A 21,313-nucleotide genomic window follows, 5' to 3' on the forward strand; every position below is an offset into this window, starting at 1 on the left:
TGCTCCTTTCTTACCTACAAAAAAACAGCAGGAGTAGCTCCTGCTGTTTATTTAGTTTCACGATGAAGCGTGTACTTACCTAGGCGCGGGCTATATTTATTAAGCTCAAGACGCTCTGGATTCGTACGCTTATTTTTTGTAGTAATATAATTACGGTCACCGGTTTCAGTGCAAGCAAGTGTAATGTTTACACGCATGGTTTATCCCTCCAAATCATGATTCAATTCACTGTCTTATCCACATAATCAGACCTTATAATAGTATCAAATGTTCCTATAGCTTTCAAGTGTGTATTCTTGTAAATATCCGAAATATGCATAGATATCCTCCCCATTCTATGGTATAAATGAACGTGGAAGATAGGAGTGAAAGTAAATGATCCCTGTACTAATTACACTAGCTTCAATAGCTATTATCCTGTTTATCCTCTCATTCTTCATGAATGATCGGCTAAAGGATGTAGAAGATCAAGTAGAACAATTATCGTTGCAATTTATGCAAGACAGCTATCAAATAAAGAAGAAATTAAATGTTCTAGAGGAAGAGCTGCTTTCAGGTGATCTAACAGAGGATATTTTAAAACAGTCCCACTACCAAAAACAATCACCGACCCCTCCTTTAGTTACAAGGGTACAAAACTTGCACAAAAAGGGGTATTCACCATCAGAAATTGCAAAGGATACCAATTTGAATGAACATGATATCCACTCCATCTTGCTTCAATTTAAAAATGAGGGAGCGGCAAGATGAAGCAAACCGTACGTTCATTCTCAGTTGGATTAATGGCCGCAACGCTTATCTTAAGTATTTTTTATTGGATGGAGCCCGACGAGGTTTCGAGTGATGTTTCACAACTGTCGGAAAAAGACATGTTTCAAAAGCTTGAGGACAAAGGCTACAACATTTTAACTGACGAGCAGTTGGAATCTATGGCAGCACCCAAGGCAACATCCAATAATGAAGAAAACACTCCCACTAACCAAAGTAATCATGAGCCAAAAAGCATAACTTTAGAAATTGAATCCGGTATGAGTTCAACTGATATAAGTGAGATCCTGTATGAGCAGGAAATGATTGAGGATGCGAAAGCTTTTGATCAATATATACGCGAAGAAGGCCATAGTCGTTACATACAAATAGGTGAATTTGAAGTTAACGAAAAGATGTCGAAGCAACAAATGGCGGATGTTATCACTTCAAACTAAAAAGCTGACTCAAAATGGAGTCAGCTTTTTAGTTTGAAATTACCTTATCACACTTTAGTTGCTAAAGACCAGGGCACTACACTTATGCGTGCTGGTCTAAACACCCCTCTACGCTTTTCTACTGTCCAGCTTCTAGGGGCAGACCTGTCTCGACATAAGCGGTTCAACTACGTGGGGAAGTTCGTCCCCCCTTCGTCGCTCCGCTTATGCGTGCTGGTCTAAACGCCCCTCTACGCTTTTCTTACTACTTATTTAAATCGTAGGTTTTTCCTTTTACTAAATAGAAGACACTTTCTCCTATATTCGTGATATGGTCGGCGAATCGTTCAATATATCTTGCTGTATAAGCCATTTGCATAATGTGCTGGATTTGCTCTGGATTTATAGCTGTTACCTCAAGAAGTTCACGTACACTTTTTCCGTACAGTTCATCAATGTCATCGTCCATTGCCGCCAGTTTCTGTGCCAGCGAAATATCTTCATGATCGAATGCTTTAATGGCTAAGTCAACCATGTCCATGGCGAGAACGGCCATATCACGTAGATTGGGGTTAATTTTAATTCCGTGATTGCTTCCTAGGTGGATCGTAGCCTTGGCTATATTTTTTGAATGATCAGCCATTCTTTCAAGATCAGAGGATATTTTTATGGCCACAATTAAACGGCGCAAGTCAGTTGCTACAGGCTGTTGCTTAGCGATTGTTAAAATCGCCTCTTCATTAATTTGTCCTTCTTGGCCATCAATCAATACATCATCTTCCATAATCTGTTTGGCCTTGTCTACATCTCCTTGATACAACACGTAAATGGCTGTATCTAGTGATTCTTTTACATCGAGGGAAAGCTGTTTAATTTGATCTTTTATACTTTGTAGATCTTCTTCAAACTGAACACGAATTGGCATGGAAACCCACCTTTCATTTACTGTTTATTATCCAAAACGTCCGGTGATATAGTCTTCTGTACGCCTGTCTTTTGGATTTTGGAATAATTCATCTGTTTCTGCAAATTCGATCAATTCCCCATTTAAGAAGAAGGCTGTTTTATCAGAAATACGAGCTGCTTGCTGCATGTTGTGTGTAACAATAACAATACTGTACTTTTTCTTAAGTTCTTGAACAAGTTCTTCTACCTTAAGGGTAGAGATTGGATCAAGCGCGGACGTCGGCTCATCCATCAGTATTACATCTGGCTCCACAGCTAATGCACGTGCAATACAGACCCGTTGTTGCTGGCCTCCTGATAGACCATAAGCATTTTCGTTCAGACGATCCTTCAGCTCATCCCAAATCGCTGCATCCTTTAAGCTTTTTTCTACAATTTCATCAAGCAGTGCTTTCTTTTTGATCCCGTGAACACGTGGACCATAGGCAACGTTGTCATAAACAGACTTAGGAAATGGATTCGGTTTTTGAAAGACCATTCCAACTTTTGCCCGCAGATCTTCCACAAGAAATTTACCATCATAGATATCTTTCTCACGATACTTAATCGAACCAGATGTTTTAACAACCGGTATCATTTCTACCATCCGGTTTAATGCTTTTAAATAAGTTGATTTTCCACATCCGGAAGGTCCGATAATCGCGGTGACACGCTTTTCCGGAATCCCCATATTGATTTTATGCAATGCTTGATCTGACCCGTACCATAAATTTAAATCGGATACCTCAAACACATGGCTATCCTGCTTAGGTTCAGCTTTTCGATTTGTCGAAATCGTGCTCTTTACTTCCTTATCTTTTCTTTCACCCAATTTTAATGTCATTTAGCAATCCTCCACATCTAATGTTATAGTGTGTGTTCAAAAAGCTGACGAATGAGAAACAAGAAGTTCGAGGCGCGAAAGTTTTGAGGACCACAGCGTATGCTTTTCATACGTGAGGACCTGAAAAACCGAGCAACAAAGAAATTCATCGTTTATCATTTGGTGCCTTTTTAAACATCCTCTTATAGGCGTTTTTGAAATTTATTTCTAATGCCCACTGCAATGGCATTCATCATCATTAACACTATGAGCAATACAACAATTCCTGCAGCCGCTACGTGTTGCCACTCTTCCTGAGGTCTGCCAGTCCAGTTATAGATTTGAATCGGCATAACTGTATATTTCGAAATTAATGAATCTGGCAGTGTATAAATAGCTGTAGCTGCGCCAACTATAATCAATGGCGCTGTTTCTCCAATTGCCCTGGAAAGTGCGATAATTGTTCCCGTCAGCATTCCAGGCAGGGCAGCTGGAAGAATAATTCGTGCGATAGTTTGCCATTTTGACGCACCCATACCAAGGGATGCCTCTCTCAATTCATTCGGCACTGAACGCACCGCTTCTTGGGCAGCGACTACAATCACAGGCAAGATTAGCAGTGCCATCGTCAAACCGCCTGCTAACAAGCGATAGCCAATGCCAAACATATAAACAAAGAAAGTTAAACCTAACAATCCGAACACGATCGAAGGCACACCAGCTAAATTCTGAATGTTTACACGGATAAATCCGGTGAGTTTATTCTTGGGAGCATATTCCTCTAAATAAATCGCCGTACATATTCCGATCGTCACTGCGAACACAGCTATGATGACCATCAACATAATCGAACCAATTAATCCAGCCCAAATTCCTGCTTCTTCTGGATAAGGCGCAGGAAAACTCGTAATATAATCCCAGCTTAAATAGCCAATTCCTTGAGTCAATACACGATAGATTAACAAGCCGAGAAAGATTAAACCGATCAAGGTGGCCGAAAAAAAGACGGCCATCATGAGTTTATTAAGCCATACTCTCCCTTTTACTTGTTGCTGCATTGCTTCTTCATTGCGCCCAAGCATTAATATTCCTCCCTAAACTTACGTGAAATATATTGAGATAACAGATTCATTAGTAATGTGAAAACAAACAATGTTATCCCTACAGCATATAAACTGTAATATATCGTAGATCCAAATGTCGTATCCCCTGTTGCTGCTTGAACAATAAAGGCTGTCATCGATTGGATCGACTGTGTAGGATCAAACGTAAGATTTGGTGTCGCACCCGCTGCAATCGTCACAATCATTGTTTCCCCAATTGCACGAGAAATTGCCAAAACGATCGAAGCGACAATGCCGGAAAATGCTGCTGGAAGTACAACTTTCATAACTACTTCAAGCCTTGTAGCTCCAAGTCCGTAGGCACCTTCACGAAGACTGTTTGGTACGGAATTCATCGCATCTTCAGAAAGGGACGCAACCATTGGAATAATCATTACTCCAACAACTAACCCTGCACTAAGTGCATTAAAAATGCCTAAATCAGGAATGAACGATTGAAGAATCGGCGTAACAAATGTAAGAGCAAAGAATCCATATACGACCGTTGGGATCCCTGCTAAAATTTCTAAAACAGGTTTTATGATTCTCCTAACACGGTCATTTGCATACTCACTCAAGAAAATGGCAGCCATAAGACCTAAAGGTACAGCCACGAATGTAGCAATAAGTGTAATGAGTAGTGTTCCTCCAATTAATGGGGCCACACCGAACTCACCTGTCCATGGGGACCAATTTGTGCTTGTATAAAATTGAAAAATATTCACCTCTGAAAAAAATCCTATTGATTCTCTCAATAAGGTAAATAGAATACCGACCGTTGTTAATACACTCACACTTGCACATAAGAATAAAAAGACAGGTATAATCTTTTCAAATCTTTTTGCAATACTTTTTTTTCGCTTTTTTTCTTCTATTAATTGTTGGACATTAAACTCTGTTCCCTCTGACCGTAAAAGTTTGTCCATGGGTAAACTCCTCTCATCCATAAGGGAAGGTGAGACGAAGCCGCCTCACCTCGCCATGTTAGGTTTTCTTCTCTATTTTTCTTCAGAAGCCCATTGCTTCACATTTTCTAACTGCTCCTGATATTTCTCTTCTGGAAGAGCAACATATCCTGCTTGTTGTGCGGCTTTACCCGCATTTTCAAGTGTGAATTTCACAAAATCAAGAACCTGTGGTTTCTGTTTTAAAGATTCAACATTCACGTACGTGTAAAGTGGACGAGATAATGGTGTATAGGTACCACTCTGGATTGTTTCATCTGTAGGCTTTACAGGTTCACCTTCACCATTGTCAACTCCTAGCACTTTAAGCTTATCTTTGTTTTCCGCATAATAAGCATAACCGAAAAATCCAATTGCATAAGGATCATTAGAAATTCCTCGGACAAGCACGTTGTCATCTTCAGAAAGGGTTGTGTTCTCCCCTTCTTTTAGTGGTTGCTCTTCAAGAATGACTTCATTAAAGTAATCAAATGTACCAGAGTCATGACCTGGGCTGAAAATTTTAATTGTTTCATCAGGCCATTCAGGATTAATATCTGACCACTTCGTAGCATCCGAAGACTTTGAGAAAATCTGTTTTAATTGCTCAATCGTCAGGCTTTTCACAAAATCATTTTGTTGGCTAACTACTACCGAAAGACCATCTTTCGCTATTTCAAGCGGTTCGAGTGTAACACCATTCTCTTTAGCGATCGCCTGTTCTTCTGGTTTAATCTCACGAGACGCATTACTTAAGTCAATTTCACCGCGAGTAGATTTCTTGAATCCTCCACCAGATCCTGAGCTATTAACCGTCGGCTCTGTCTCTGGGTGTTTTTTTTGATATTGATAAGTCAATGCTTCCATAATCGGAAAGACGGTTGAAGAACCATCTATGGTAATCGGACCTGATAAACTTTCAGTTGATTCATTGTCAGAACCACCTTCATTACTTTCACCATTTGCACTTTTTTCCGATCCACATGCAGAGAGCACTCCAACTACTAGGATAAAAGCTAATAACAATGCTGCATTCTTAAAACTTTTCATTTCTTCTCCCCCTATAATCTGAAATGATATGGAGTTAGCTCGGCCAACTCTCAATTTGTATACTAGCGATAGAAAATTAAGGGGAAATAAAACGAACGTAAAGGTTTTGTAAAATACTAAGGAATTTTTGTATAAAAAAAAGAGCAATGCACAAATGGCATCACTCTCCCTCTTAATCCTCTTCATTAGATAGAAGGTCTTTGTCGACTCCTTCCTCTGCACGTTGCTCTTTTAACTCAAAGTAAGCATCCATAATTCTTCGGCCAATTTCATAGTTGATCGGAGTATCAGCCTTATTACCTACATATGGGACCATTACAGAAAAGGCAACTTCTGGATTATTGTATGGTGCATAACCGATAAGGGATAAGTTTTCCGTATCGATCACTTTCGTATCTTCTCCTCCGTTAATCGGTATATATTTGGCAGTTTCTGCTGTTCCTGATTTACCTGCTGGCATATAGTCTACATTCCTAAAGTGGCTATATGCTGTACCAGCTGGTGAGCCCCCTGTGAAAACTTCTCTAAATCCTCTTTGGACTCGTTCAATATTTTCTTCGCTCATTTCAAGTGTATTTAACACTGTCGGATCATATTCTTTATAGATTTCTCCTAAACCTTCACCTACACGGCTTGGGTTGTGTATTTCACTTACCAGCCTGGGCTTTATTCTTTGCCCGCCATTTGCAATCGTTGAGACGTATTGGTTAAGCTGCATAGCTGTGTACGTACTATACTGACCAATCGCAAAGTCAAGAATGTTACCTGAAGCAGGATTATCACCTTTGAACCCAGTTGCTTCAAATGGCAAGTCAATCCCTGTTTCCACACCTAGACCAAATTGCTGAAAGTTATACAAGAAGCGTTGAAATGTATCGTTCGCCAAATCCAATGGCTCATTTCTTTCGTAATGAGCTCCCCCCATCCAAATAGCAATGAAAAACATATATACGTTGGAAGATTCTTTTAAAGCAGATAAATAATTAACTGGTCCAAGGGTAGCGTAAGAACTTTTCTCTGGTGTACCCTTGATTTTAATAGTCCGGTCGTTAACAACGGTTGAAGGTGTAATTATCCCTTCATTAAATCCGGTTAATACGGTTGCTCCTTTCACTGTAGAACCAGGAGCATAGGCATTATAAACGGCCGCATGAGACCAATCTGAAACCAGCTCTTCCCCGGACTCACGGTCATGATTATAGTGCTGGCCAGAGACTGCCAGCACTTCACCTGTCATAGGGTCAGACATGACAACAATCGCATTTTCTAAAAAACGATTCTCATAAGGTGCTTGCTGAACAGCTGAAACCAGCTCTTCTTTAACAATCTTATCGACTTTACGTTGAAGTTCCATGTCTATTGTCAACACAAGATCTTTCCCTCTGGAACCCTGTCTGACTACCTTGGAATCAATAATATTGTTACTGCTGTCTGTTGTGTACTGCACTTTCTCTTTCGTTCCGCGCAACACTTCTTCATATTGCTGTTCGAGGCCGCTTGTACCAACACGGTCATTACGACTATAGTCAAGTGACATATAATACTCAAGCTCCTCACGCGGCACACCTTGCTCTCGACTGGTAATATCCCCCATGTAGTTTTTAAATGTGTTGCCAAACGGATATTCTCTTTCCCAATCAGAAGTAACGTTAATGCCTGGAAGCTCAGATAAGTGCTCAGCAACGGTCGAATATTCTTTCTGTGAAATATCCTCATTCTTAATAACATGCGGTGCTAAAGCATAGGCCTTATCTAATTCTTTCTTAATCGCTATGATTTCCTTCGTTAGATCATCATACGAAGTAACCTCTTCTTCCTTTATACTGTCTAATTGAAGCTGATACACTTCTCCATTATCCAGCCCTTCAGCTTCTTTTTCTGTTACACGCTCCCGAATTTCTTCTTCATTTTCAAGGAAAAAGTATTCTTTCAAATCACGTGTAGAAAGTACATCTTTAAATTCCATATCAATATATTTTGCTAATTGTTTTGCGAGTTCCAGTTTATCCTTCGACTGTACTCCCTTAGGCGGTGTATATGTAATCGAATAAAGTGGTTCATTATTCACGACTAGTCGACCATACCGATCATACATTTCACCTCTAGGAACAGGTATTGTTGTCGTTGTATTTTCTGTACGATTTACCTTATCCTGTGCAGCTTCTCCAGTTAAAATTTGAACAACTCCCAACTGCAAAATAAGTGCCGCAAATAGCAGGAATACAACAAAAAAGATGATATTTAAACGGAAAGGCACATGTGACTTTTTCTTTTTCTTCCCCATAGATTTCTTTCTCTCCCCTGCCTTACATAGTTACCACATTCTAGTATATCACTTATGGCTGCATCAGAATAGACGGAGCTACGAAGAAAAAGTTTCATTCTTGTACGATTTTCATTTTTTTCAAATCAATATCTTTAATTAGAAAATACACCACAAAGTGCCCTGCCCCTACAATTAATAAAATGTAAGGGATCCCGGTTTCAGGAGGGATAAACATAATCGCTACCAAGAAAAACAAGATGGAAAGAACACGACCGCCATCAAGAAAAATCTCTCTGACAACAATGTATTCAATGCGCATTTCTCCTGCATTCCATGACTTCCCAATCACATCATACGTTAAGGAGACATAAGGGACATAGAAGAGCGGGAAAAATAGTCCTGCAATAGCAGCATACAGGAATAGCAGTCCGATACTATCCGATATTATTAACAACACCACAGATAGGGTCAGTGCCAACCCCGCCCAGAAGATTGCTTTTTTTCTATATCTAGGCCTTACCCACTTGCTTACTAAAAAGAAGAAAAAGAAGGAGAAGCCTGAATATACCAAGTTATACACACCGAGTGAGAATTCACTTTTTGTCAAAAGAAAAATCCAAATCGACACAGCAAACAGAAATGTCCCTTCTCTAAAACCCTGGGAAACATGAGCTTGCAAAATACGATTCCAATTTTTATTGCTTTTTCTTTCATCCATAATTCGCCGAAATGAAAAGTTTCCCTTTGCCTTCCGTCTTGATAACCCAAAACTTACGGCCACAGCGATAATGAACAAAGCAAACGAAATTGAAAAAATAACTGTGTATCCAGCAAAGTTATTCAATCTCGATATAACAAAGCCGGCAAAAAGTGGACCTGTCATTCCACCAAAGGATTGTAGTATCCCTAAAAACCCATTAAAGAAATCCCTTGTTTCAGGCTCCGTAATTTCAAATGTTAACACATTGAAGGCGAGCCAATAAAAACCATAGCCAACGCCAAGAAGCGATCCAAGTAACAAATTAAAGGAAGCTGCTCGCTCACCGATTATTAATACCATTAGAAAAAATAAAGAGAGAACGGTCACTCCCGCCCTCAAAACAATGACACGGTCTATCCGCTTCGTCCACTTCCCGGCCAAAATAAACGTCAACGGCTGCATAATGTATATGCACAAGTTATATAAAGCAATTTCCGTATAGCTGTTGGATTGTTTCCACAAATAGATGTTCACAAACGTACTTGATAAAAATATACCTAGAGAATACAAACCGCCGATCAGCAATAAGAGGAGTAAATCTCTCGATATATTCTCTTGGTTGAGCCACACTCTAAGCATTCTCATCATAGTTGTATATCTCCTTTACATTCTGCTCTTAGTGTTGGCAGAACACATTTAGATATACAAAAAGAGCGGCACGGAAATTACCGTGCCGCTCTTTTGTATAATTTTATTTAGCAGCTTCGTAACGCTTCGCTACTTCATCCCAATTTACTACGTTCCAGAATGCCGCAACATAGTCTGGACGACGGTTTTGGTAATTCAGGTAGTATGCATGCTCCCAAACATCAAGACCAAGGATTGGAGTTTTACCTTCCATGATTGGAGAATCTTGGTTAAGAGTATCAATAACCTCAAGGCTGCCATTGTTTACAACAAGCCATGCCCAACCTGAACCGAAGCGACCTTTTGCTGTTGCTTCAAACTTCTCTTTAAACTGATCAAATCCACCGAATGTGTCATTGATTTTTGTAGCAACTTCACCCGTTGGTTCGCCTCCACCATTTGGTGAAAGAATCGTCCAGAAAAGACTATGGTTTGCGTGCCCACCACCGTTGCGACGAACAGCAGTACGAATGTCTTCTGATACTGCAGACAGGTTATTTGCTAAAAGCTCATCTAATGATTTGTCTTGAAGATCTGACTTTCCTTCAAGCGCTGCATTTAGCTTAGTCACATAAGTGTTATGGTGCTTCGTATGGTGGATGTTCATTGTCTCCTTGTCGATTGTTGGTTCCAGTGCATCGTAAGCATAAGGTAATTCTGGTAATTCAAATTTAGCCATGTTAAACTCCTCCTTTTTATAATATGTACAATGATCAGCTCAATTGAACCTCTCTACTGTACATTACCAAACGGCTTTTTTACTTGCAAATTTTATGCATAACAAAATTTGCTTTCGATATTATGCTTTCCCCGTGATTTTCTACTCAAAACCTAAAAATAAAATATTAAACCCATCATAACTACGTAAGGTGGGTTTAGACAGACTAATCTTAAGGTTAATCTCTGTAAGTGACATTGGATTTTTTGCCCATAAAAAAAACAAGCTCTAACGCTTGTTCGAAGTTAAAAATGGTGGCTCGGGACGGAATCGAACCGCCGACACACGGATTTTCAGTCCGTTGCTCTACCGACTGAGCTACCGAGCCATCATATAAAATAAGTATTCTTAGATTCCCGCTCCTGATTTTGTTTCGAAGAACTACTGAGGATGTATGAAGGCTTCTCCACTCAGTTATTATATGTAATGAAATAAGTGGTTGCGGGGACAGGATTTGAACCTGTGACCTCCGGGTTATGAGCCCGACGAGCTACCAGACTGCTCTACCCCGCGGTAATATAAGAAATCTCCCATTTCAACTTCCCGTTGAAATAGATAATGGCGGAGGAGGAGGGATTCGAACCCCCGCGGGCCGTGAAGCCCCTGTCGGTTTTCAAGACCGATCCCTTCAGCCGAACTTGGGTACTCCTCCGCGAATAAAATGGTGGACCCTGCAGGACTCGAACCTGCGACCGATCGGTTATGAGCCGATAGCTCTAACCAGCTGAGCTAAGGGTCCAACATGGGGCGGCTGATGGGAATCGAACCCACGAATGCCGGAACCACAATCCGGTGCGTTAACCACTTCGCCACAACCGCCATGATTGGAATGAATCTTCATATGTAGATGGTTGATTCGGACAGTACCATTCTTTATCCGGCTTCATGGATTAGATGCACTTGACATAAGTCAGTCGTCTGAATGATCCAAAATCGTGATTATTACAGCCGCTTGTCTTATGCATGTTGCATCTGGAAAAGTCCATAAGCACTAAATAGTAGCGGCGGAGGGGATCGAACCCCCGACCTCACGGGTATGAACCGTACGCTCTAGCCAGCTGAGCTACACCGCCATATGTTGTCGCTAACCATCTCTAATGAAGCGACGCATATTAATATAGCATGACTACAAACAATCTGTCAACAACAATTTATGTAAGATCTAATGAAGCGACAAAAATAATATAGCATGGCTTAGTTCTGCTTTCAATACTTTTTTATAATTTTATTAAATGAACAGGAGGACGGTGTATGCACGCGCCCTCCCGTTTTGTTTTATTTATAGACTTTCTTTCTCACCAAGTACCTCTTCAGCAATGTTTACCGCATGGTCACCGATTCGTTCAAGGTTGCTCAACATGTCTACAAATACGATACCAGCTTGTCCTGAACATACCCCTTCATTCATACGGATAATATGCTTCTTACGATAACTGCGTTCCATTCGGTCAAGTTCATTTTCTTTTTGAACGACAGAGAGAGCCTCTTCCCTATCCATAAGTTCAAGAGCATTCATAGCTTGCTTAACGGTCATTAGAGTCAGGTTAAACATTTCATTTAGATCTTTTCGAGCTTGTTCAGTTAAATCAATTTTATTTGAATTTTTATAGTCAATCAGCTCAATAATGTTCTCAAAATGGTCCCCTATACGTTCTATATCCCTTACAGAATCCATCAATGCAGAGTGCTTATGACTTTCTTCATCTGTTAACGAAGCTTGTGAAAGATCAACTAAATAGTCCGTGATCTTTCGGTCTAAATTATTTAACGCTTCCTCAATTTGCATAGCCATTTCAGAATGCTTTTGTTGCTTATTATTCAAATATAGACTTGTCTCTTCTAAACCTTTATAAGCATATTCTCCCATACGAATGACTTCTTCCTTTGCTTGATCAAGGGCAAGGGTTGGTGATTGTTCAATGAAAATCGGATCTAAATGCTGAGGCTTGTATTCAATAACCGAATCCTCTCCTGGGATTAGCTTTACAACTATCCAGGCTAATACAGCAATAAAAGGAAATTGGACAATAGTGTTTGCAACATTAAAAGATCCATGGGCAAAAGCAATGGTCATCTCAGGGTCTAAATTGAGTTGGGATTGCAGCCAAGAAACATATATGCTGAAAGGTTTTAATAATATTAAAAACACTATAGCCCCTAATACGTTAAATATTACATGCGCAAAGGCTGCTCGTTTAGCTCCTATACTTGCACCGATAGCGGCTAGTACAGCCGTTATGGTTGTACCAATGTTATCACCGAACAATACGGGTATACCTGCTTCAAGGCTTACAAGGCCCTCTCCCATAAGTTGCTGTAAAATACCAATAGTGGCACTTGAGCTTTGTACAATAACGGTGAATAGTGTTCCCACTACCACACCGAGGATTGGGTTATCACTCATACTAACTGTTAACTCTTGAAAAGCTTCCATAGACCTCAGTGGCTTCATTCCGCCACTCATGGTTTCTAAACCGAAAAACAAGGCACCAAATCCAAATAGTGTTTGACCGATGTTCGTTACCTTATTGTTTTTAAAGAAGAAAATTAAAAATGCACCAATAGCAAGAATCGGTAAACCATATTCTTTAATATCAATACCAATGATAAAAGCTGTCATCGTTGTCCCGATGTTAGCTCCCATAATAACCCCAATTGCTTGTCTATAGGTCATAAATCCAGCATTAACTAGCCCTACCGTTAAAACGGTTGTCGTACTACTACTTTGGACCAAAACTGTAGCGACCATACCAGCAATTACACCCATAAAAGGGTTGCTTGTAAATCTGTCTAACAGCTCTCTTAAGCGATCGCCTGCGGTGCGTTGCAGTCCATCCGCCATATATTTCAAGCCAAAAAGGAATATCCCTAGACCACCAATGAATTCAAATATCATTTTTTGAACATCGATATCCAATTTCTCTCCACCCTTTCTTCATCCAATTGTTTTACATTTTTCTATCTTTTTTTTAACGCCTTTCTCATTATTGCTGATCATATTTTCATTTGTAAAGGAAATCCCGCAAACTTAACATTAAATTTACATTCGATATAATCTGCATTTCATTTTTTAATTATCACTTGCTTATGCGGTTATTGTCACTTACTATAGAGACGGTAAATAAAGGAGATTTCTAAAAATGAGCAAAACGAAACAATTATTAAAAAGCTTCTACCATTTCAAAATGCTTGCTGCCTTTCGCATACAGCCTGTAGGAAAATCAATCGGCTACTTGTTTTATTTAAGTTTAATCGTCCTTATTCCTGTGCTAATAAGTTCTATCTATACATATTTAACAGCGCAGGATGCACTTAGCAACACGATTAGCCAAGGCATTTCAAGTGGAATATTTGTCGTTATTTTCCTTCCGTTTATTTACTTTTTCATTGCTGTCAGCTTATTCCTGCTTGTTTCTGCCCTTGCAGGGTTGGCTGTTCCATACGCACGTTATCGAAGGATGCGAGCTGATTATAAGCAATTATGGAATATATCAGCATTTGCCGTAACAGCGCCTACTGTAGTACTTGTATGTATGGAATCCTTCATTATATCGAGCCCGCTTCTTATCTATCTGTATTTTCTCATTTCATGCTTTTATGTTCTATATGCTCTTAGCTATCTCCCTAAACAGCCTAAATAACCCCGTTGCCATAAAAGCAACGGGGTTATTATAACGTTAACTTTCCTCAATTTTTTTCACTAAAACTTTCGTTCCATCGACAGACAGTACTATGACTGGTTCATGTTTATAGATCCATTTTCCATTTGAAACTGCACTATACTCTTCCTCTTTGATCTGGATCGTCCCAGAAGGCCTCATATCTGTTGAAGCTTTCCCTGTCTGTCCAACTAAACTGGCATATGATTCTTTCATTGAATTGTATCCCATTTCAGAGGTGAGTTGATCTACAAGCGTAATTTTCGTCCACATCTCCCTGCGCTTAAACACTTTAAGGAACAATAGAGAGCTCGCTCCTCCAAGAAGCACACCTATCACACTGTATAAACCAGCCACCCAGTTTGGGGCACTAAACCCTACAGCAACAATCATGGCTGCAGCACCAATTGTCGCAAGTGTCCCATCGTTTACAACTTTTCCGTCAATGATAATAAGGGCTAATCCAATTAAATAAATAATCATCATAATGACAAACATGTTTAAAGATAAGTACGAAGAAAAGTAAACTGTAATAAAGCCTAAGCCAAGTATCCCTAATAAACCACGCATGTTCACTAATAACTCTCCAATTAAAAACATCGTTCCAAATAACGTCATAAATAAAACGATCCAGTCAAAGGATAATAAATCCATTACACTCACGCCCTTTCCTATAACCTTAACAATACTATATGTACGAATCATGTTAAAAAACGTTTCATTTAACAGTTATGATTTTACTATAAATATGATATAATCTTTTAAGCTGTTTAAGATACAGACCATTTACACAACCTTTACATTAAAATTGTTACTATTCAAGAGGCATGACTTCTCATTTATAAGAATACCCCTTATAATTAGGGATGGTAATGTAGTAAAACCTTGTTTCACATATAAAGGAGCGATTCTATATGGCAATTACTCACAGAAAAGATACTCGTCTTGTAAAAGTGGGAGATCTTACAATTGGTGGAGCAGACCAAGTTGTGATTCAATCCATGACAACAACAAAAACACATGACGTTGAAGCAACTGTTGCAGAAATAAAACGACTGGAAGAAGCAGGTTGCCAGATTGTGCGAGTAGCATGTCCTGATGATCGTGCGGCAGATGCCATTCCAGAAATTAAAAAACGTATAAATATTCCCCTTGTAGTCGATATCCACTTTGATTACAAAAAAGCGCTTAAGGCAATTGAGGGCGGAGCTGATAAAATTCGCATCAACCCAGGTAATATCGGTAAACGTGAAAAAGTCGAAGAGGTTGTGAAAGCAGCAAAAGCCAAAGGAGTGCCGATCCGTATCGGAGTTAACGCAGGCTCTTTAGAACGACACATTTTAGAAAAATACGGCTATCCCACAGCGGACGGCATGGTAGAAAGTGCACTGCACCATATTAAAATTCTTGAGGATCTAGATTTTCATGATATCATCGTATCCCTCAAAGCTTCTGACGTTAAACTCGCTATTGAAGCATACGAAAAGGCGGCAGAAGCGATTTCTTATCCATTGCACTTAGGAATTACTGAGTCAGGCACACTGTTTGCAGGAACCGTGAAGAGTGCCGCAGGACTTGGCGCCATTCTTAGTAAAGGAATCGGCAGCACATTAAGAATCAGCTTGAGTGCAGACCCGGTTGAAGAAGTGAAAGTTGCCCGCGAACTCCTTAAATCTTATGGTTTGGCTTCAAATGCTGCAACACTTATCTCTTGCCCAACATGTGGGCGAATCGAAATTGATCTGATTGCCATTGCAAATGAAGTAGAAGAATATATCCAAACCATCAAAGCACCAATTAAAGTAGCTGTTCTCGGCTGTGCAGTAAACGGTCCCGGGGAAGCCCGTGAAGCTGATATTGGTATTGCTGGTGCACGAGGTGAGGGTCTCCTGTTCCGCCATGGGGAAATCATTCGTAAAGTTCCTGAAGACATTATGGTAGAAGAGCTTAAAAAAGAAGTCGATAAGCTTGCTGAGGAACATTATGAGAAAGAGCGTTTAGAAAAGGAAAAAGAAAAGCAAAAAGTTTAAAATTAAAGAAAAAAAGGTGGACCACTCGAGGGTCCACCTTTTTTATTAAACTAAATTGCCTGCCGTTGCGAAAAACACGGAGAATAAAATGGATACAGCACTAATGATGATCGCCATATTTCCAAGTGTATTTGCATTTTGGCGTTTGCCAATGATCCCGAAAACGATCCCGACAATCCCTAATAACAGGGGCGCAAAGAAGAAGGATAATATAGCAGCAGATAACCCTATCCATGCCATAGCAGTGTTTACTTCACCTTGCATCGTCGTTTCTTGTTCCTCAGACCTCATTGTCTGGTTCATCGGCATTGCCTCTTCAGCAAATTCTTCCTCGTAGCTGTCCCCATAAACAGGTTCATTAGAAGCTTCTTTTGGCTCTTGAACTTGTTCTAACTCATCACGCTGTTCTGGAGTTTCTTCTGTATTACGATTCTCTACTGGTTCCTTGGGTTCATTCATGAGATCACCCTCACTTTCTATTGGAGAATCATAATTAGTATGTGATATGAACTCACTTTTATAGAAGGAAGTTGATGGGAATAAAGAAAAAAGTACTTTTAACTTTTTCTAAAAAAAGCCTTCACGTCAATAAACGTGAAAGCCTTTGTCATTAGTTTGCTAAAGCTATCGTTTCGTATGCTTCTGCCTTTGATTGAATCTCCTTTGCATACCAACTTTCAGCATGTCCATTTTCCTCAATATAGTCGTTTAATCCGCCCACACCACGATGATAAGCCGTTAGAGCTTTATCCCAATTATCATATTTATTATGCAGATAATCTAAATAAACGACTGATAATTGCATGGAGTAATATGGATCAAACAGAAGTTCATCCTTATAAGGAAGTCCAGCCATCTCAGCAATCCAAGGGGCGGTGTTTTTCATAAATTGTGCCATGCCATAAGCTTTCCCATATTCCGTATCAGGTCCAACAAGTTTGGGATCGAACGTTCCTCCTGTTTCCACCTTTAACAGCTCATAAACAACGTAAGGATCGACTCCATACTGCGCTGACTGCTTGATTAAATAAAGCGCCCATGATTTTTTGAACTCTTGATCACTGTCTTCATAGAAAACATTGGCCAGTTTGGTATGCTTCGACCATGTTTTAAACTCTTTTGTTTTCTTGCTGCCTTCTGTTTCTGTTAGTAAATAGTCACTCTTGGCCTGAAGTTGCTCATTCTTCTCAGTCAAGCGTTTATTTTTTTCAACAAGGGCTAAAGTCTCCTGTTCTTTATAATAATTCATGATCAAGTAAGTTCCCACAACCAATATAATCGATATTCCTACTTGTATAAATATTACTAATCCCTTAATTTTACTCACTCCTCTATAGTCCACCAATATATATACCCTTTTCTCCCTTATTTAAAGCATTCCAGAAAAATACACTGGCTTGTGAACAATTACGTTCTTCATTCATAAGTTGTATGGAGTAAAGAAACGGGGGAGTAATTATATATGAAACATGTGGCTCAACAGATCGTTTCCCAAAAACTAAGGCAATTAACCGTAGACGATCTTCTTCATTACAGTCAAAAATATAGGATTAAAATAACAAGAGCTGAAGCTAAACAAATTGTTTCTGCCCTTAAGAAAAGTAATGAGAATCCATTTGATCCTAAAGGAAGAAAGCGAATGCTGAAAAACCTAGCAGCAATTACATCAAACGATACGGCCCGGTCCGTTAATCAACTGTTGATTAAACTTGCTAAAGAACACGGTGTTGAGCATTGGTTGCAATAAAAAGGAGAGTGCCTCTGCACTCTCCTTTTTATTGCTCCATAATCTTTTCTTTTAATGTTTCATCATAGCTTCCTTCTTTAAGCATATCAATTTCAAAACGGTAAGGGGGCTGTTTGTTTTTCTTATCTTCACCTACATACGGTGTTTCAAGTATTTTTGGAATAGCTTTAAAGCTAGGATGATGAACAACATAGTGGAGGGCCTCAAAGCCAATATGGCCAAACCCAATGTTCTCATGGCGGTCTTTTCGTGCACCTTGAACATTTTTACTATCATTGACGTGCACAACTTTTATACGATCAACACCGACAATACGTTCAAATTCATCAAGCACACCGTCAAAATCTTTTACGACATTATAGCCGGCATCGTGAATGTGACAGGTATCCATACAAACAGAAAGTTTCTCATTTAACGTCACACCATCGATAATTTCAGCGAGTTCCTCGAAACTGCGGCCACACTCAGATCCTTTTCCTGCCATCGTCTCAAGGGCTATTTGCACCTTTTGATCCTTATGAAGAACTTCATTTAGTCCTTCAATTATTTTAGGGATTCCTTTGTCAGCACCCTGCCCTACGTGTGACCCAGGATGAAGTACAATCTGTCTTGCCCCTAAGGCTTCTGTCCGTTCAATTTCGTTTCTCAAAAAGTCAACGCCAAGCTGAAACGTTTCAGGCTTGGTTGTGTTGCCAATATTTATAATATATGGTGCATGTACAACAATGTCATGGATACCATTCGCTTCCATATGTTCTGTACCTGCTTCTATATTCATTTCCTCGATCGGACGCCTTCTCGTGTTTTGCGGGGCACCCGTGTATATCATAAATGTAGAAGCGCCATATGACTGTGCTTCCTCACTTGCACCTAGAAGCATTTTCTTTCCTTTCATCGAAACGTGTGAACCAATCTTAACCATACCATTCCCCTCCTAAAGCTACTTTCGCTTACCGCGATAGCTGTTTCGTTTGATTTTCTTTAAATTTTGATCAGCTTTTCGCTTCATTTTCTTTTTATAACCCGGCTTCACCTTTTTGGGCTTTCTAACCATTTGTTTCGCTTGTTTTTCCATATCTGATTCTTTTCGTGTACGCGTTTGCCGTTCTTTATAGGATTTAGCTTCTTTCCACTCCCCATTTTTCACTTCATAATACGTAAAAGTAAGCCCACGCTTCTCTAATTTTTCAATCAGCGAAAGATCTTCCTCTGTATAAAGGTTGATCGCTGTTCCTTCAAGCCCAGCCCTTGCTGTACGTCCAACACGGTGGATATAGAATTCCTCTTCCCTAGGCATACGTGCGTTAATGACATGGCTGACCCCTTGGATATCGATCCCGCGCGAAGCTAGATCGGTTGCTACAATATATTGATACTTAAGGCTTTGAAGTTCCTTGAGCATACGCTTCCGTTCTCTTGGAGACAGTCCTCCATGAAGAAGTCCAGTTTCAAGCCCCCGGTCTAGCAAATCACTTGCTAATTCATTAGCCTGTTCTTTTCCATTGGTAAAAATGATTGCCAAGTACGGTTGAATACCTTTTGTAATGTTTATAATGACATCAGCAGGATTCTTATGGCGTAAAGCAACTAAACGATGCTCCATTGATTCCGGTGAGGGCTTATCATCATGGATTTGAATATGTGTTGGGTTTGTTAGATACTTTTTCAAAAACGGCTGCAGTCGCTCTGGAATCGTTGCAGAGAAGACCAGTGTTTGTACATCCTCATCCATACGAACAAGAATTTGATCGACATCCTCGATAAAACCTAAATCAACCATAAGATCGGCTTCATCAAGTACGAAGGCATTCGCATGGTGCAAATCCAAGGCCTCTTCTTTAACCATATCTAAAATTCGCCCTGGTGTTCCCACGACAATATGCGGCGGATTCGATGACAATTTGTCGATCATCTTTTGTTTATCTGTTCCACCGATCACAAGTTTTGCTTTCCATATTTCATTCTTGTCGGCATACTGAATTGCGTTTTTCACTTCTTCGTAAATTTGCATAGCCAGTTCCCTGGTAGGTGCTGTTACAACAAACTGCACATGATTGTCTTTCTCATTCAACTGATTGAACAGTGGCAGTAAATAAGCATGTGTTTTCCCCGACCCCGTATGAGATTGTCCTATAAGGCTTTCTCCTCGTAAGGCTGCCGGAATTACTTCCTGTTGTATAGGTGTCGGCTCAAAAAAACCTAACTGATTTATAATTTGGTCTACGCTTTTATTAATTGCGTATTGTTTAAACGAATGATTACCCATTTCCGTACTCCTTTAAAGTAAATTGTTCCATCCCTATTATAACCTGAGTCATAAGATAATTGCACGAGCATATAGACATTCTTTGTCATCTCCCCCATTTCCATTTATAATAAGAAGTGAGATGATAAATAGTAACAGTTTGGGTTTAAGAGGAGGATCTATCAAATGGAAATCATTAAAATCGCACCTCGCGGTTATTGCTATGGAGTGGTAGATGCGATGGTCATTGCTCAAAATGCGGCAAAAGACCCCAACTTACCACGTCCCATATATATTTTAGGGATGATTGTTCACAATGCTCATGTTACGAGTGCATTTGAAAACGAAGGAATTATTACAGTGGATGGCAAGGATCGCCTAGACCTTCTTGAAGATATTAATGAGGGAACGGTTATTTTCACTGCCCACGGCGTCTCCCCTGAAGTTAAGGAGAGAGCTAAAGCGAAAGGACTGATGACCCTGGACGCAACTTGTCCAGACGTTACGAGTACACATAATTTAATTCGCGATAAAGTGGCTGAAGGGTATGAAATCATTTATGTGGGAAAAACAGGACACCCGGAGCCTGAAGGGGCGTTAGGAGTAGCACCTGGCAAGGTACACCTCGTCCAAACGGAAGACGATGTAGAAGAGCTCACTCTCGATCATGACAAACTTCTCATTACCAATCAAACGACGATGAGTCAATGGGATGTCTATGATGTCATGGAAAAGGTTAAAGAAAAATATCCAAGGGTAGAAAAACATCAAGAAATTTGTATGGCAACTCAAGTTCGACAGGAGGCCGTATCAGAACAAGCGAAAGATGCGGACTTAACACTAGTAGTCGGTGATCCGACCAGTAACAATTCGAACCGTTTGGCCCAAGTTTCTATAGAGATAGCCGGCACACAAGCTTACCGTATTGCTGATATTTCTGATTTAAAACTAGAGTGGTTGGAAGATGTAAACAAAGTAGCCGTAACAGCTGGGGCCTCTACACCAACACCAATTACTAAAGAAGTGATTAAATTTATCGAACAATACGATCCCGAGAATGAAGACACATGGGGGCTAGAATCAAAAGTAGAAAAGAAAAAGATTCTGCCTAAGATAAAAACTAAAAAGAAATAACTTGAAAATGCCACCTGTGAACTATACCCCGAATAATGGACACTTCTAAAAAAGTGCCCTTATTCGGGGTTTTTGTAT

The 21,313-nt window shown here is 39.9% G+C and carries 21 protein-coding genes and 6 tRNA genes; 6 read left to right on the plus strand and 21 right to left on the minus strand.

The window, feature by feature from the left end; translation table 11 throughout:
- Positions 1–47: 47 nt before the first annotated feature.
- A complete protein-coding gene (gene rpmG / locus MUO14_RS01705) occupies positions 48–197 on the minus strand; it encodes a 50S ribosomal protein L33 (RefSeq protein WP_079530279.1) in 150 nt (49 codons plus the stop codon).
- 178 nt (positions 198–375) lie between these two features.
- Between rpmG and MUO14_RS01710 the strand changes: the two genes are divergently transcribed.
- Positions 376–750: a hypothetical protein gene (locus MUO14_RS01710; RefSeq protein WP_244753354.1), complete on the plus strand. Its 375-nt coding sequence runs from the start codon at positions 376–378 to the stop codon at positions 748–750.
- The gene (locus MUO14_RS01715; protein WP_244753355.1) at positions 747–1,205 is read left to right on the plus strand and encodes an endolytic transglycosylase MltG; all 459 of its coding nucleotides are present in this window, start codon (positions 747–749) and stop codon (positions 1,203–1,205) included. The genes MUO14_RS01710 and MUO14_RS01715 overlap by 4 nt, the downstream gene beginning before the upstream one ends.
- Positions 1,206–1,449: 244 nt before the next feature.
- Here the strand turns inward: MUO14_RS01715 and phoU are convergent, their stop codons facing one another.
- The 15 genes from phoU to MUO14_RS01790 form a co-directional block, all read right to left on the minus strand.
- Positions 1,450–2,109, minus strand: coding sequence for a phosphate signaling complex protein PhoU (gene phoU / locus MUO14_RS01720; RefSeq protein ID WP_244753356.1), 660 nt, complete (start codon positions 2,107–2,109; stop codon positions 1,450–1,452).
- 27 nt (positions 2,110–2,136) lie between these two features.
- Positions 2,137–2,973 carry a phosphate ABC transporter ATP-binding protein PstB gene (pstB, locus tag MUO14_RS01725; protein ID WP_244753357.1) on the minus strand — a complete coding sequence of 279 codons (837 nt, stop codon included), beginning with the start codon at positions 2,971–2,973 and terminating at the stop codon, positions 2,137–2,139.
- Positions 2,974–3,155: 182 nt separating this feature from the next.
- A complete protein-coding gene (gene pstA, locus MUO14_RS01730) occupies positions 3,156–4,034 on the minus strand; it encodes a phosphate ABC transporter permease PstA (protein WP_244753358.1) in 879 nt (292 codons plus the stop codon).
- Positions 4,034–4,981 (minus strand): phosphate ABC transporter permease subunit PstC, encoded by a 948-nt coding sequence (pstC, locus tag MUO14_RS01735; RefSeq protein ID WP_244753359.1) that lies wholly within the window; start codon positions 4,979–4,981, stop codon positions 4,034–4,036. Before pstC ends, pstA begins: the two co-directional genes overlap by 1 nt.
- Positions 4,982–5,053: 72 nt before the next feature.
- Positions 5,054–6,049 carry a PstS family phosphate ABC transporter substrate-binding protein gene (locus MUO14_RS01740; RefSeq protein WP_244753360.1) on the minus strand — a complete coding sequence of 332 codons (996 nt, stop codon included), beginning with the start codon at positions 6,047–6,049 and terminating at the stop codon, positions 5,054–5,056.
- Positions 6,050–6,221: 172 nt separating this feature from the next.
- Positions 6,222–8,333 carry a peptidoglycan D,D-transpeptidase FtsI family protein gene (locus MUO14_RS01745; RefSeq protein ID WP_244753361.1) on the minus strand — a complete coding sequence of 704 codons (2,112 nt, stop codon included), beginning with the start codon at positions 8,331–8,333 and terminating at the stop codon, positions 6,222–6,224.
- A 94-nt stretch (positions 8,334–8,427) separates the two neighbouring features.
- Positions 8,428–9,663, minus strand: a complete 1,236-nt coding sequence (locus MUO14_RS01750; protein ID WP_244753362.1) for an MFS transporter — start codon at positions 9,661–9,663, stop codon at positions 8,428–8,430.
- Positions 9,664–9,766: 103 nt separating this feature from the next.
- Positions 9,767–10,381 (minus strand): superoxide dismutase, encoded by a 615-nt coding sequence (locus tag MUO14_RS01755; protein ID WP_244753363.1) that lies wholly within the window; start codon positions 10,379–10,381, stop codon positions 9,767–9,769.
- 291 nt (positions 10,382–10,672) lie between these two features.
- Positions 10,673–10,748: transfer RNA gene (locus MUO14_RS01760), tRNA-Phe, on the minus strand.
- Positions 10,749–10,856: 108 nt separating this feature from the next.
- Positions 10,857–10,933, minus strand: a tRNA-Met gene (locus tag MUO14_RS01765).
- Positions 10,934–10,979: 46 nt separating this feature from the next.
- A tRNA-Ser gene (locus MUO14_RS01770) sits at positions 10,980–11,072 on the minus strand.
- Positions 11,073–11,082: 10 nt separating this feature from the next.
- Positions 11,083–11,159, minus strand: a tRNA-Ile gene (locus tag MUO14_RS01775).
- Between the two features lie 4 nt (positions 11,160–11,163).
- Positions 11,164–11,239: transfer RNA gene (locus tag MUO14_RS01780), tRNA-His, on the minus strand.
- Positions 11,240–11,419: 180 nt separating this feature from the next.
- Positions 11,420–11,493, minus strand: a tRNA-Met gene (locus MUO14_RS01785).
- Between the two features lie 206 nt (positions 11,494–11,699).
- Entirely contained in the window at positions 11,700–13,337 is a 1,638-nt protein-coding gene (locus MUO14_RS01790) for a Na/Pi cotransporter family protein (protein WP_244753364.1), read from the minus strand.
- Positions 13,338–13,560: 223 nt separating this feature from the next.
- Here MUO14_RS01790 and MUO14_RS01795 point away from each other — a divergent pair, with 223 nt between their 5' ends.
- Positions 13,561–14,061 carry a DUF1189 family protein gene (locus MUO14_RS01795; RefSeq protein ID WP_244753365.1) on the plus strand — a complete coding sequence of 167 codons (501 nt, stop codon included), beginning with the start codon at positions 13,561–13,563 and terminating at the stop codon, positions 14,059–14,061.
- A gap of 36 nt (positions 14,062–14,097) precedes the next feature.
- Here the strand turns inward: MUO14_RS01795 and MUO14_RS01800 are convergent, their stop codons facing one another.
- Positions 14,098–14,733 carry an NfeD family protein gene (locus MUO14_RS01800; RefSeq protein ID WP_244753366.1) on the minus strand — a complete coding sequence of 212 codons (636 nt, stop codon included), beginning with the start codon at positions 14,731–14,733 and terminating at the stop codon, positions 14,098–14,100.
- Between the two features lie 260 nt (positions 14,734–14,993).
- Between MUO14_RS01800 and ispG the strand changes: the two genes are divergently transcribed.
- Positions 14,994–16,109 (plus strand): flavodoxin-dependent (E)-4-hydroxy-3-methylbut-2-enyl-diphosphate synthase, encoded by a 1,116-nt coding sequence (gene ispG / locus MUO14_RS01805; protein ID WP_396265790.1) that lies wholly within the window; start codon positions 14,994–14,996, stop codon positions 16,107–16,109.
- A gap of 45 nt (positions 16,110–16,154) precedes the next feature.
- Here the strand turns inward: ispG and MUO14_RS01810 are convergent, their stop codons facing one another.
- Together MUO14_RS01810 and MUO14_RS01815 are read right to left on the minus strand one after the other, a co-directional pair.
- On the minus strand, positions 16,155–16,568 hold the full coding sequence (locus MUO14_RS01810; protein WP_244753367.1) for a DUF4190 domain-containing protein: 414 nt from the start codon (positions 16,566–16,568) through the stop codon (positions 16,155–16,157).
- A gap of 151 nt (positions 16,569–16,719) precedes the next feature.
- Positions 16,720–17,436 (minus strand): lytic transglycosylase domain-containing protein, encoded by a 717-nt coding sequence (locus tag MUO14_RS01815; protein ID WP_244753368.1) that lies wholly within the window; start codon positions 17,434–17,436, stop codon positions 16,720–16,722.
- A 135-nt stretch (positions 17,437–17,571) separates the two neighbouring features.
- Here MUO14_RS01815 and MUO14_RS01820 point away from each other — a divergent pair, with 135 nt between their 5' ends.
- Positions 17,572–17,856, plus strand: coding sequence for a DUF2624 domain-containing protein (locus tag MUO14_RS01820; protein ID WP_244753369.1), 285 nt, complete (start codon positions 17,572–17,574; stop codon positions 17,854–17,856).
- Between the two features lie 28 nt (positions 17,857–17,884).
- Here the strand turns inward: MUO14_RS01820 and MUO14_RS01825 are convergent, their stop codons facing one another.
- Both MUO14_RS01825 and MUO14_RS01830 read right to left on the minus strand, forming a co-directional pair.
- Positions 17,885–18,778, minus strand: a complete 894-nt coding sequence (locus tag MUO14_RS01825; protein ID WP_244753370.1) for a deoxyribonuclease IV — start codon at positions 18,776–18,778, stop codon at positions 17,885–17,887.
- 18 nt (positions 18,779–18,796) lie between these two features.
- Positions 18,797–20,122, minus strand: a complete 1,326-nt coding sequence (locus MUO14_RS01830; protein ID WP_244753371.1) for a DEAD/DEAH box helicase — start codon at positions 20,120–20,122, stop codon at positions 18,797–18,799.
- Positions 20,123–20,287: 165 nt separating this feature from the next.
- Between MUO14_RS01830 and MUO14_RS01835 the strand changes: the two genes are divergently transcribed.
- Positions 20,288–21,235, plus strand: a complete 948-nt coding sequence (locus MUO14_RS01835; protein ID WP_244753372.1) for a 4-hydroxy-3-methylbut-2-enyl diphosphate reductase — start codon at positions 20,288–20,290, stop codon at positions 21,233–21,235.
- The last annotated feature ends 78 nt before the right edge of the window (positions 21,236–21,313 follow it).

The organism is Halobacillus shinanisalinarum (genome assembly GCF_022919835.1).
GTDB classification, from domain to species: domain Bacteria; phylum Bacillota; class Bacilli; order Bacillales; family Halobacillaceae; genus Halobacillus_A; species Halobacillus_A shinanisalinarum.